Origin of the sequence: uncultured Tateyamaria sp., assembly GCF_947503045.1 — a bacterium.
GTDB lineage: Bacteria > Pseudomonadota > Alphaproteobacteria > Rhodobacterales > Rhodobacteraceae > Tateyamaria.
Map to the genome: position 1 here is coordinate 99,933 of NZ_CANNCF010000003.1, position 12,320 is coordinate 112,252.

Here is a 12,320-nt window from a genome sequence, read left to right on the forward strand (position 1 = left end):
GCAACAATGAAGGCAAGACTATTGTTGCAAGCGCAATGATCCTAGCGGGACGCGAGGGCCGTGTCGTAGGCCTCGGGCGTGATCCCCGAAATCTCCAGCACCAGCTTGCGCCGCACCGTCTCGGCAAAGCTGTCGCGCCCTTCGGCCGTCACCATGAACGCACCGGGGCCGCCGATGATGCGCTGTTCGTATTCCGCCTCAAGGTTGGCCCCGGCCCGCCGCCCGTCTTCGGGGCGCAGGATCGGCAGCGCGTTGATCGTGATGCCTGCCGCCAGCACTTCGGCGCGCGCGTCGGCGATCGCGGGGCCGGAGGAGTTGCGGATGCTGTCGCCGGAAAAGTCGATCACGGCGCGGGGTGCAAAGATGTCATTGCCCTCGATCAGCCGCTTGGCGTCGAGCAAGGCGGCACCAATCGCGTTGCTGCCAAAGGCCTGCCGGGGCGGGCCGGACAGGGCGTTCGCAAAACCCTCGGCCGTGTCCGGCCCATCGACGATCATCCACGGCACCACGACGCCTGTGTTGGTGGCCCATTCCACGTAAGTGACCGCCACATTGCCATAAATCGAATTCTGGATGGCCGAGATCACCGCCGGGTCGGTCATCGCCTGCGCATAACCCGCACGCTGAAATGCCAGCTCGTCCGCATCGATGGAGCCGGAGGCATCGGCCAGCAGCACCAGCTCCAACCCGGCCTCGCGCTGATTTTGCGCGGCAAGGGGCGTGGCGAGGGCAAGGCAGAGAAGAAGGCGCAGGATCATCGCATCAGTTTGTGAGGGATGGACCTGTCGCGCAAGAGTTTGGACGGCATAGCGCCACATCAAGGGACGCATCGTCTAATCCTCAAGCACGCTCAGCTCCGCTCTTGCCGCGCGACGGGCAGAATCGCATCCTCGATCAACCCCATCAGATCGCCGAAATACCCGCCACTGCGCGCAGGTCGTGTGGGATCAGACGTTATGGCGACCGTCAGCCCAAGGTCAGGCGCGATGCAGATCACCTGCCCGCCATAGCCCCGCGCCAGTGCGTAATCCGTCCCGCCCGCGCGGCCCAGAAACCATCCATAGCCATAGGCCAGCCCCGAAAAGGGCGAGCGTGTCACCGCGCGCTGTGACGCAGCGACCCAGGCCGCACTCAGCACCCGCTGCCCGTTCCACATCCCACCCTGCCGGTACATCTCGCCAAAGCGGACCATGGCAGGCAGGCTCAGCGCCATTTCATTGCCCCCCAGATAGCGCCCTTGCGGATCGCGGGTCCATGCGGGCACCTCGATGCCAAGGGGGCGGCCCAGACGGGTGCGGGCAAGGCTCAGCAAGCTGTCACCAGAAACCTCGGCCAACACTGCACCCAGCACGTGAAACGAGCCGGTGGAATAGAGCATGCGGGCGCCCGGTTCCGCCACAAAGGGGCGCGAAAGCGCATTTGCCACCCAGTTGCTGCTGCTGACCCACCCACCATAGTTGGGCCCCGAAGTCCGCTCCAAGCCCGCCTGCATGGTGATCAGATTCTCAACCGTGATTGCCGCAACGCGCGGATCGGCACCGCGCGGGATGAGGCGCGGGGCGATCTCGCCCAAAGTGGCCTGCAGCGACGGAATTTCACCGCGGTCCAGCGCCGCGCCGGTCAGGGCGGCAACGATGGTCTTGGACACGGATTTGATCGGAACAAATGCCCCAAGTGCTGGCCCGCGAAAGCGCTGTGAGACGACCGCCACACCGTTATGATGCACCCCGATGGCATGACACTGCTCCATGGCATTTGCGCGGGCCACGACCCCATCCCAAGACTGCACCTGCCCGCGCGCACGGGTGGCGACAATGGCGGCAGCACTTGCGGCAAACTGGCGGCGGGTGAACATCACGCGTCTCGAACTCCTTGCGATGCACCATAGGCGACCTCTCCCGCGCGGCCAGTCAGGTTCTCGTGACCACCGCCACGCCGATGTGCATCTTGTGCGCCGCCCCACTCCCTGTCACCTTCGCCGCAACCGCTCAAAGCGGACGCACGACCAAACGGGGGACACATGGCATTGTTGAACGAAGACCGGCTGTTTCCGCCTGATCCAGCCACACGCAGCATCGCCCGCGACCTTTATGCACAGATCAGACACCTGCCGATTATCAGCCCGCATGGTCACACCGACCCGCGCTGGTTTGCCGAAAACCAACCCTTTGCCAACCCGGCCGAACTGTTCGTGACGCCGGATCACTACGTGTTCCGCATGCTGCATTCGCAAGGCATCGCGCTTGAGGACCTTGGCGTGCCCCGGGCCGATGGCGGCGCTGTCGAGAGTGATCCGCGCAAAGTCTGGCGGCTCTTTGCCAAGCACTACCACCTGTTTCGCGCGACCCCGTCGCGGATGTGGATCGATCACGCCTTTCAGGAGGTGTTTGGCGTGACAGAACGGCTGGCCGAGCACAATGCCGATGCGATCTATGACCAGATCAACGCGCAACTGAGCGAGGCCGCGTTTCGCCCCCGCGCCCTGTTCAAGCAGTTCTATATCGAGGCGCTGTCGACCACCGAAAGTGCACTGGACGACCTGCGCTGGCACAAGATGATCCGCGACAGCGACTGGACGGGCCGCGTGATCACCACCTATCGCCCGGATGCGGTGGTGGACCCGGAATTTGACGGCTTTGCCGACAATGTCGCGCGGTTGGGGGAGTTGACGGGCGAGGATGCGACCACGTGGACCGGCTACCTCACCGCCCATCGCACCCGGCGCGCGTTCTTCAAGGACCACGGCGCAACGGCCAGCGATCATGGCCATGCCACCGCCCGGACCGAGGATTTGCCTGAGGCCGAGGCGGCGGCGCTTTTTGACAAGGCCTTGCAAGGCAGATGCAGCGCAGACGAGGCCGACCGCTTTCGCGGCCATATGCTGACCGAGATGGCGCGAATGAGCCTTGAGGACGGGCTGGTTTTGCAAATTCACCCCGGTTCGGCGCGCAATCATTCGGGCGACATCCTTGCCCGCTTCGGGCGGGACAAGGGATATGATATTCCGACGCGCACGGACTACGTTTCCGCCCTGCAACCGCTCTTGAATGCGGTGGGGGGGCGGCGCGATCTGACGATCATCGTCTTTACGCTCGATGAAAGCGCCTATGCCCGCGAACTCGCGCCCTTGGCCGGGGTCTATCCCGCGCTGAAACTGGGCCCGCCCTGGTGGTTCCACGACAGCTATGAGGGGATGCTGCGGTTTCGCGAGATGGCGACGGAGACGGCCGGGTTCTACAACACTGTCGGCTTTAACGACGACACCCGTGCCTTTTGCTCGATCCCCGCGCGCCATGACGTGGCACGCCGCGTGGACTGTTCCTTTTTGGCCGGCCTGGTGCAGACCGGGCGGCTGGAACAGGACGAGGCCGTCGAGGTCGCCCATGATCTGACCTATCGACTGGCCAAGACGGCGTACAAGCTGTGAGGAAGAGAATTGTTTCAGTTCAATGAAATACACGTCTTTCCTGATGTCCCATCAGATGATTAAGTCAAGACCAAATGACATCAAAGGTTCCCCACATGCCCACTGATCCCAAGCGCCCGGCCACGGGTATCGTCCATCTCGGCCTCGGCGCATTTTTCCGCGCATTTGGCTGCGTTTATGTCGCCGATGCCATGGCAGCCTCCGGCGGTGACTGGGGCATTGTCGGCGTGTCGCTGCGCAGCCCGTCCACGCGCGACGCACTGCGCCCGCACGGGTGGTCTTACGCTTCGGTGTCGCTTGCGCCTGAAGGTGAGAACATTCGGGATATCAGCGTGTTGAATGACGTTCTTGTCGCGCCTGAAGATCCCGCAGCCGTATTGAACGCCATGGCCGATCCGGGCGTGCGTATCGTCACCCTGACCGTCACGGAAAAGGGCTATTGCCACAATCCGGCCACGGGCGCGCTGAACCCCGATCACCCCGATATCCAGGCCGATCTGGCAAATCCGCTGCCCGCCTCCGCCGCCGGCTATCTGGTGCGCGCCCTGCAAATGCGGCGCGCGGCGGGGCACGCGCCGTTCACCGTCCTCAGCTGTGACAACCTGCCCGACAACGGCAAGCTGGTGCGCGGCGTGGTGCTGGATCTGGCGCACCGGATCGACCCGGAACTGGCCGGCTGGATCGCGGCGAAGGGCGCGTTTCCCTCCTGCATGGTGGACCGAATCACGCCTGCCACCACGCCCGAGGATGTTGCGCGCATCGCGGCCCTGACTGGGCGCGCGGGCGGCGCACCGGTGATGCACGAACCCTTTTCGCAGTGGGCCATCGATGACGTGTTTGTCGATGGCGCCCGCCCAGATTTCGCCGCCGCCGGGGCCGAAATGGTGAGCGATGTCAGCGCCCATGAACAGATGAAGCTGTGCATGCTCAACGGCACCCATTCCGCGCTGGCCTACACGGGCTATCTGGCCGGACATCAGACCATCGCCGCCACGGTGGCGGATCCGGTTTTTGCCGCCTATGTCCGCCGACTCTGGGGCGAGATCATGCCTGCCGTCACGCCGCCCGATGGCGTTGATCTTCGCGCCTACGCCGAAGCCCTGTTTGACCGTTATGCCAATCCCGCGATCCAGCACCGCACCTGGCAGATTGCCATGGATGGCAGTCAGAAACTGCCGCAACGCCTCTTGGGCACAATCGATGCCAATCTCGATGCGGGGCGGTCGGTGGAGGCGCTCTGCCTAGCCGTGGCGGCGTGGATGCGCTATGTCGGCGGAGTGGACGAGGCCGGGGCGTCGATTGATGTGCGCGACCCGCTGGCCGAGGGTTTGGCCGAGATTTCAGCGGCTTGCGACGGCCCCGAAGACACGGTGGCGGCTTTACTGGGTGTCCGCGAGGTCTTTCCCGCTGACTTGGCCGAGCGGCTGCGCCCCCCGCTCACCAAAGCAGCGCTCCGCCTGTGGAGCAAAGGCGCGCGCGCCGCAGTCACGGAGGATCACCAATGATCGAAAGCTGGCGCTGGTACGGCGATCTTGACCCCATCACCCTGTCCGAAATCGCCCAAACCGGCGCGCGCGGCATCGTCACCGCCTTGCACGAAATCCCCTACGGAGAGGTCTGGCCCAGCGACACAATTGCGGCGCGCAAGGCGCGTATTAACGAGGCCGGGTTCGACTGGGTCGTGGTCGAAAGTCTGCCCGTGCACGAACATATCAAACGCGGTACCGGCGATCTGACGGGCCTGTTTGCCAACTACCGCCAGTCGATGGCCAATCTGGCCGCGAATGGGGTACACACGATCTGCTACAACTTCATGCCGCTGCTCGACTGGACCCGCACGGACCTGACCGCTCCTGTACCGGGCGGGGCGACCTGTCTGCGGTTCGAGGCGGTGCGCATGGCCGCTTTCGAGGTGCACATGCTGGGGCGGCAGGCGGCCGAGGATGACTATCCACCCGAGGTGCTGGCCAAGGCCGCCGCATGGTTCCAGCAGGCGAGCGAGGCAGACCGTGAAGCACTGTTGGCCTCGATCATGGCCGGTATGCCGGGGGCTTTTGATCGATATGATATCAAAGGGTTGCGTAGCGCCCTTGAAGCGTATTCAGGCATTGACCGGGACGTATTGCGCGGCAACTACCAACGCTTTCTGGACGAGGTGGTACCCACCGCAGAAGAGCTGGGCATGCGCCTGTGCGTCCATCCCGATGACCCGCCGCGCGACATTCTCGGCCTACCGCGGATCGTGTCCAACGGCGATGACCTCGACTGGGTTCTCGGCGCATATGACAGCGAGGCCAACGGTATCACGCTGTGCTCCGGCTCGCTTGGGGCCAACCCGATCAACGATGTGCCTGCCATCGCCGCGCGCGTGGCGGAGCGCATCCATTTCGCCCATCTGCGCAACGTGGCCAAGGACCCGGACGGCTCGTTCGAGGAAGCGGCCCATCTGGAAGGTGACACCGATATGGTCGCCCTCACCCGCGTGTTGCTGAAGGAGGAAGCAAGGCGGCGCGACGCGGGGCGCAGTGACCACGCGATCCCGTTCCGACCCGATCACGGCCACCACATGCTGTCCGACCTCGACCGCGATCTGATCCCCGGTTACCCGTTGATCGGGCGCTTGCGCGGACTGGCAGAGTTGCGCGGTGTGATCAGCGCGCTGTCGCACGGATAGTGGCGCAAGCCCTCTTCAGGTGGCCGCGCGCCATCAGCGCGCTCAGACGTTGGTCTGTGGCTCTTTGACCGGGTCGAGGGGGGCGGGCGTGATCTCTGCCTCGGGCGAGTTCAGCGTCGACCACGTGTCATCGCGGGGCGGCGCGGGTGGCGTCTCGCAGGTGCGGCGGTGGATGTTCACCTTGGCGATGAAATTTGCGGATACGGGCGCTGTCACGAACAGGAACGACATGATCAGTAGCTCGTGCATCGAGGATGAGCCGATCGCAAAGGAGTGCAGCATCGAGGCCAAGAGCAACATGCCGATGCCGATGGTGCCAACCTTGGTCGGCGCATGCAGGCGCGTCATCGGATCGTTGAACTTGAGCAGGCCAATGACGCCCACGGTGATAAAGCCAGACCCGATCAGCAGGCTGAGGGCCGAGGCATAGGTGGCGAGGATCTGACCGCTCATTCGATGATGTCCCCCCGCAGCAGGAACCGCGCCAGCGCGACGGTCGACACGAAACCCAGCATGGCGATCAGCAGGGTCACTTCGAAGTAAATCTGCACGCCCTGATGGATACCCAGCACCACCACCAGACCCAACGCGTTGATCACCATGGTATCGAGCGCCAGAATGCGGTCGCCATAGCTGGGACCCAGCACAAGGCGGACCATCGACAGGATCTGGCCAATGGCAAGGGCTGCAAATGTGATCAGCAGCGCGATATCCAGAAGGCTCGTCGCAGAACTCATATGAAAATCTCCTTGAGGCGGGCCTCGTAGCGGGTCTTGATCTCGTCGCGCACGCCGTCCGGGTCGTCCGTGTGCAGCACATGCACCAGCAGGCTGTGCCCCTCGTTCGAGAGGTCCGCCGACACGGTGCCCGGCGTCAGCGTGATAGTGCCTGCCAGAACCGTGATCGCCTCGGGCTGCACCAGATCAAGCGGGATGACGATCCAGGCCGGTTTCAGCTTGGCATTGGGCACCGAAATCACGATCCATGCGACCTCGATATTGGCCTTGATGATGTCGTAGATCACCATCAGCGCATAGGTGAACATGCGGCCCAGATGAAAGCCCTTGGGCTGATCCGGCCACCAGATTGAGGTCCCCCACGGAATGATGATGCCGAGGATCAGGCCAAAGACAGCCATCCCGGCGGAAAACTCGTTTTGCAGCAGGACCCAGACCACCGCCAGCAGCAGGGTCAGGAACGGGTGCGGCAGCAGCCAGTAAAAGGCGCGGCGAACCATGTCAGTGGGCCTCCTCTGTCTTGGGTTTGCTGAGCTTGCCGGGCGTGTCCAGCACGGCCTCCATATACGCGGTCGGCGCAAACAGGTTCGCGGCGATCCGCGTCGTGTAGCCATGCACCTGCCCGGCAAAGATGGTGTGCAGCGCCAAGAGGCCAATCAGCCCGCCGACCGCAACATAGGACAGGTTGGCCGGGCGCGGCATCACCAACTCGTCCTCGCCATGTTCGACGCTATGCGATTTCCAGAACAGGATGCTGCCCGCGCGGGCAAAGCCAAGGATGCTGATCAGGCTGGAGGACAACACGATCACCCAGACCCACACCATCTTGTCCGTCCCGTAGGCGGCATCGAGCACCAGGAGCTTGCCAAGAAAACCCGAGAGCGGTGGCAGGCCCGCCATCGCTATGGCCCCGGAAAAGAACAGCGCCGCAGTGAGTGCGGCCCCGGCAGCGGGCGCCTGCGTGGTCAGATCCACATTGCCCCGGCCTGTGCGCACGAGGTCTGAGATCAGGAACAACGCCGCCCCTGCCAGCGTCGAATGCACGACATAGTAAAGTGCGGCCGCAATGCTGGTCGGCGTAAAGAGCGAGATCGACACCATGATCATTGCCATCGACCCGATCACCGAAAAGGCGACCAGACGGTCGAGTTTCTTGGCTGCAAGCACGCCGATCATCCCGATGGCCAGCGACACCAGTGCAGCAGGCAGCAGCCACAGATCGTGCAGGCCTGCCGTCACCTCGACCTCTGGCGGGAAGACAAGCGTGTAGACACGGATGATCGCATAGGCGCCGACCTTGGTCATGATCGCAAAGAGGGCCGCGACAGGTGCGGGCGCTTCGGCATAGCTGGAGGGCAGCCAGAAGTGCAGCGGCACAACGGCGGCCTTAATCGCAAAGACGAGAAGCAAAAGGACCGATGCGACGCGAATGCCCACCGTCTCTGCCGGATCGATCAGGGCCACGCGCGCCGCCAAATCGGCCATGTTCAGCGTCCCCGTCTCGGCATAGATCGAACCGAGCGCAAACAGGAACAGGGTCGAGCCGATCAGGTTGAACAGCACATATTGCACGCCCGCCTGCAGCCGCGCGGTGCCCCCTGCATGGATCATGAGGCCATAAGAGGCGATCAGCAGCACTTCGAAAAACACAAAGAGGTTAAAGAGGTCGCCGGTCAGGAAGGCCCCCATGATCCCCATCAACTGGAACTGGAACAGCGCGTGGAAATGCCGCCCCCGGTCGTCCCAGCCGGACCCGATGGCGTAAAGCAAAACACAGAGCGCCAGCACAGCCGTCAGCAGCACCATCAACGTCGACAGGCTGTCACCCACAAGGATGATCCCGAAGGGCGCGGCCCAGTCCCCAAGCTGATAGATCGCAACCGACCCGTCCGAGGCCTGCCAGGCGAGGCCAGCAGCGATTACGATCAGCGCCAGCACCCCGGCCACGGAAAACGCGCGCTGGATGCCGATGTGATAGCGCGCGGCCAGCACGATGAACGGGGCCAGCAGCGCCGGCAGTACAACGGGGGCAATCAACCAGTGGGTCATGGCTTGCCCTCTTCGGGTTGATCATCGACGTGATCATCGTTGCTGCCCAGAAAGGCGCCAAGGCCGATCATCACCACAACAGCTGTCATCCCGAACGAGATCACGATGGCCGTCAGCACCAGCGCCTGCGGCAGCGGGTCGGTATAGACGGTCACGTCATCGCGCAGCACCGGCGAAGCCCCGACAGTCAGGCGGCCCGAGGCAAACAGGAACACGTTCACCGCGTAAGTCAGCAGCGATATGCCAAGGATCACCGGAAAGGTGCGCAGACGCAGCACGAGATAGAGGCCCGCAGCAGTCATGATGCCAATGGCGGAGGCGACGAGAAGTTCCATGTTACACGGCCCCCTTTGCATTGTCGGGATCCCGTGAGGGGTCGATATCCATCGCATGTTCCGTCTCGGGCTCGTGCGCGCGACGTGCGAGGCGCGAGAAGCTTTCCAGCGACAGCATCACCGCCCCCACAACGGCGAGGAACACGCCCACATCGAACAGCGCCGCCGTGGCCAGCTCGAACTTTTCAAACGGCGGGATGCGCACATAGGTGAAATCCGACGTCAGGAAGGGTTTGCCCACAAACCACGACCCGATGCCGGTCAGACCCGCCACCAGCACCCCTGCCCCGATCACCCCATGATAAGGGTACTTGAGGCGTGCTGACGCCCAGGAGAAACCGGATGCCATGTACTGCATCACCACGCCAATCGACACGACAAGACCTGCGATGAAGCCACCGCCCGGCTCGTTGTGGCCGCGCAGGAAGATGTAGAACCCGACCATCATCACGACAGGCATGATCACCCTCGTCAGCACCACCATCATCATCGGATGCATGTCCCCCGCGCGCGCCTGATCGGGTTTGCGGTTCAGCAGCCGTGCGCGCACCGGCCCGCCCAGCAGGGTCTGGGTCAGCGCATAGATCAGCAGGGCCGCGATCCCCAGCACGATGATCTCGCCATAGGTGTCAAAGCCCCGGAAATCCACGAGGATCACGTTGACCACGTTCGTGCCCCCGCCGCCCTTATAGGAATTGGCCAGATGGAATTCAGAAATCGGCGTGGCCACCGCATCGCGCAGCAGGAAATGGTAGGACAGCGCAAAGGTTGCGATGCCGCCTGCCAGGGCCACTGCCCCGTCACGCACGCGCCGCAGGACCGAGCTTTCGACCGGCGTGTGCTTGGGCAGGAAGTTGAGGGCCAGCAGCAGCAGGATGATCGTCACCACCTCGACCGTGAACTGCGTCATCGCCAGATCCGGCGCGCTGAAAAAGACGAAGCCGATCGAGACCATTAGGCCCGCAATCCCGATCAGGATCAGCGACAACAGGCGGTTGCGGTGCAGGAAGACGAGGCCGCAGGTGGCGGCCACCAGCATGCCCCAGCCTGCGATGGCGACGGGGTCTGCGGCTTGCATCTCGCGCGTGGCTGGGCCGACGCTGCCCGTACTCCAGGCGTGGAACCCTGCACCGATGATCGCAACGGACCCGATGGCGGCATAGCGCGAGAACGCGCCATTGTGCAGCGGCTGGATCAGCTTTTGCGCAAGGCCTGCGGCGGTCTCGACGATGCCTTCGAATATCTCCTTGGCCTCTGGGCGTGGGGCCGCGTCCCAGGCGCGCAGGGCGGGGTTGAACAGCGCCAGCATGATCAGGCCACCCACAACGGCGGCCATGGACATGAACAGCGCAGGCACCAGACCGTGCCAGATCTTGAAATAGGCCTTGGGCACGTCGGCCGCCTCGCCCAGCACCGAGGCGGTGACCAGCTTGACGAAGGGCTCGGCAAGGAACGGGGCCACACCGATCACCACAACCAGCACCACGAGGAAGGCCGGCGGCAACCACAGGCCCGCAGGTGGATCATGCGGCTTGGCCGGGTAGTCGTCGCGCACCGGGCCAAAGAAGGTGTGCCCGATCAGGCGGAAACAATAGGCCGCCGAAAAGAGCGACCCGAACGTGGCAAGCGCAGGCACCAGCCAGGGGATGTTGAAGAGGACCGTGTGGTTGGCCTCTTCCAGCATCATCTCTTTGGACAGGAACCCGTTCAGCAGCGGAATCCCGGCCATAGACAGGGCCGCAAGTGTTGCGATCACAAAGGTCACCGGCATCAGCGTGCGCAATCCGCCAAGGCGGCGGATGTCGCGGGTGTGGGCCTCGTGATCGATGATCCCGGCGGACATGAAGAGAGCCGCCTTGAACGTCGCGTGGTTGAGGATGTGGAACATCGCGGCCATCGCGCCAAAGGCGGTGCCGGTCCCCAAAAGCATGGTGATCAGGCCCAGATGGCTGACCGTGGAAAAGGCGAGCAGCGCTTTGAGGTCATGTTTGAACAGCGCAATCACCGCGCCCAGACACATGGTCACAAGGCCTGCGGTGGTGACGATCACAAACCACTCCGGCGTGCCCGACAGGACCGGCCACATGCGCGCCATCAGGAAAATCCCTGCCTTCACCATGGTGGCCGAGTGCAGGTAGGCCGAGACCGGCGTGGGCGCGGCCATCGCGTGCGGCAGCCAGAAGTGGAACGGGAACTGCGCGGATTTGGTAAAACAGCCCAAGAGGATCAGGATGAGCGCCGGGACATACATCGGGTCGGCCTGGATGAGGTCGCGGTTCTGCAGGATGACGGACAGATCATAGCTGCCCACGATCTGGCCTAGGATCAGCATCCCCCCGATCATCGCAAGCCCCCCCATGCCGGTCACGGTCAGCGCCATGCGCGCGCCTTGCCGTCCTTCGGGCAGGTGTTTCCAATAGCCGATCAGCAAGAAAGAAGAGAGTGAGGTGAGTTCCCAGAAAATGAGCAAAAGCAGGATGTTATCGGACAGAACAATCCCAACCATCGCGCCCTGAAACAGCAGCAGATAGGTGAAAAACTGCCCCATATTGTCATCGCGGCTGAGGTAGTGGCGCGCATAGGCGATGATCAAAAGGCCAATGCCGAGGATCAACAGCGCAAAGAAGAACCCAAGCCCGTCCAGCATCAGGGTAAAGTTCAGCCCCAGCACCGGCATCCAGTCAACGCGGGCCATCACAACCTCGCCCGCCAGAACCGAAGGCAGATTGGTCAGCAAGCCGACAAATGCCGCAAGCGAGACGGTAAAGGTCACCCCGGCGGTGGCCGCACGGCCCGCCGCGTTCATCAGTCCGGGGAGCAGGGCACCAAGGAAGGGGAGTGCGACGATAAAGAAAAGTGACACGAGACCCCCTGCCCGACAGTTTCAACAGCCCTTAGATGGGCCGCATTTCGCGCAGATCAAACATAATCGACAGATTTTGTCGAGTAATGTTGATACCCTCTTCGGCCGCTGATGAATTTCAGACACCGATGCCCTGTGACGTGCTGTCCCCGCGCTTTGTTCCAAACAGTTGCCGATTGGCGCGGCAGCGTCAAGGCGATGTGCCTGCAAGACAATCCTGAATCCGGCAGGCTCG

General features: G+C 63.3%; 11 protein-coding genes. 3 read left to right on the forward strand and 8 right to left on the reverse strand.

Annotated features, from left to right (window positions below):
* Positions 1 to 41: 41 nt before the first annotated feature.
* Together Q1A89_RS14255 and Q1A89_RS14260 are read right to left on the reverse strand one after the other, a co-directional pair.
* Positions 42 to 758 carry a DUF1194 domain-containing protein gene (locus tag Q1A89_RS14255; RefSeq protein WP_299729497.1) on the reverse strand — a complete coding sequence of 239 codons (717 nt, stop codon included), beginning with the start codon at positions 756 to 758 and terminating at the stop codon, positions 42 to 44.
* 92 nt (positions 759 to 850) lie between these two features.
* A complete protein-coding gene (locus Q1A89_RS14260) occupies positions 851 to 1,855 on the reverse strand; it encodes a serine hydrolase (RefSeq protein ID WP_299730550.1) in 1,005 nt (334 codons plus the stop codon).
* 165 nt (positions 1,856 to 2,020) lie between these two features.
* Here Q1A89_RS14260 and uxaC point away from each other — a divergent pair, with 165 nt between their 5' ends.
* The 3 genes from uxaC (at position 2,021) to uxuA (ending at position 6,101) form a co-directional block, all read left to right on the forward strand.
* Positions 2,021 to 3,427 (forward strand): glucuronate isomerase, encoded by a 1,407-nt coding sequence (gene uxaC / locus Q1A89_RS14265; protein WP_299729500.1) that lies wholly within the window; start codon positions 2,021 to 2,023, stop codon positions 3,425 to 3,427.
* Positions 3,428 to 3,522: 95 nt separating this feature from the next.
* The gene (locus Q1A89_RS14270) at positions 3,523 to 4,932 is read left to right on the forward strand and encodes a mannitol dehydrogenase family protein (protein WP_299729503.1); all 1,410 of its coding nucleotides are present in this window, start codon (positions 3,523 to 3,525) and stop codon (positions 4,930 to 4,932) included.
* Positions 4,929 to 6,101 (forward strand): mannonate dehydratase, encoded by a 1,173-nt coding sequence (uxuA, locus tag Q1A89_RS14275; protein WP_299729506.1) that lies wholly within the window; start codon positions 4,929 to 4,931, stop codon positions 6,099 to 6,101. Before Q1A89_RS14270 ends, uxuA begins: the two co-directional genes overlap by 4 nt.
* A 42-nt stretch (positions 6,102 to 6,143) precedes the next feature.
* Here uxuA and mnhG read toward each other — a convergent pair whose 3' ends face one another.
* Genes mnhG through Q1A89_RS14305 form a run of 6 tightly spaced genes read right to left on the reverse strand, consistent with a single transcriptional unit; the run spans position 6,144 to position 12,085 of the window.
* Positions 6,144 to 6,554: a monovalent cation/H(+) antiporter subunit G gene (mnhG, locus tag Q1A89_RS14280; RefSeq protein WP_299729509.1), complete on the reverse strand. Its 411-nt coding sequence runs from the start codon at positions 6,552 to 6,554 to the stop codon at positions 6,144 to 6,146.
* Entirely contained in the window at positions 6,551 to 6,838 is a 288-nt protein-coding gene (locus Q1A89_RS14285; RefSeq protein WP_299729512.1) for a K+/H+ antiporter subunit F, read from the reverse strand. Before Q1A89_RS14285 ends, mnhG begins: the two co-directional genes overlap by 4 nt.
* A complete protein-coding gene (locus Q1A89_RS14290) occupies positions 6,835 to 7,338 on the reverse strand; it encodes a Na+/H+ antiporter subunit E (protein ID WP_299729515.1) in 504 nt (167 codons plus the stop codon). The genes Q1A89_RS14285 and Q1A89_RS14290 overlap by 4 nt, the downstream gene beginning before the upstream one ends.
* Before the next feature lies 1 nt (position 7,339).
* Complete coding sequence (locus Q1A89_RS14295; protein ID WP_299729518.1) at positions 7,340 to 8,887, reverse strand: monovalent cation/H+ antiporter subunit D; 1,548 nt, start codon at positions 8,885 to 8,887, stop codon at positions 7,340 to 7,342.
* Positions 8,884 to 9,222 (reverse strand): Na+/H+ antiporter subunit C, encoded by a 339-nt coding sequence (locus tag Q1A89_RS14300; RefSeq protein ID WP_299729521.1) that lies wholly within the window; start codon positions 9,220 to 9,222, stop codon positions 8,884 to 8,886. The genes Q1A89_RS14295 and Q1A89_RS14300 overlap by 4 nt, the downstream gene beginning before the upstream one ends.
* Before the next feature lies 1 nt (position 9,223).
* The gene (locus Q1A89_RS14305) at positions 9,224 to 12,085 is read right to left on the reverse strand and encodes a monovalent cation/H+ antiporter subunit A (protein ID WP_299729524.1); all 2,862 of its coding nucleotides are present in this window, start codon (positions 12,083 to 12,085) and stop codon (positions 9,224 to 9,226) included.
* Positions 12,086 to 12,320: the final 235 nt, after the last annotated feature.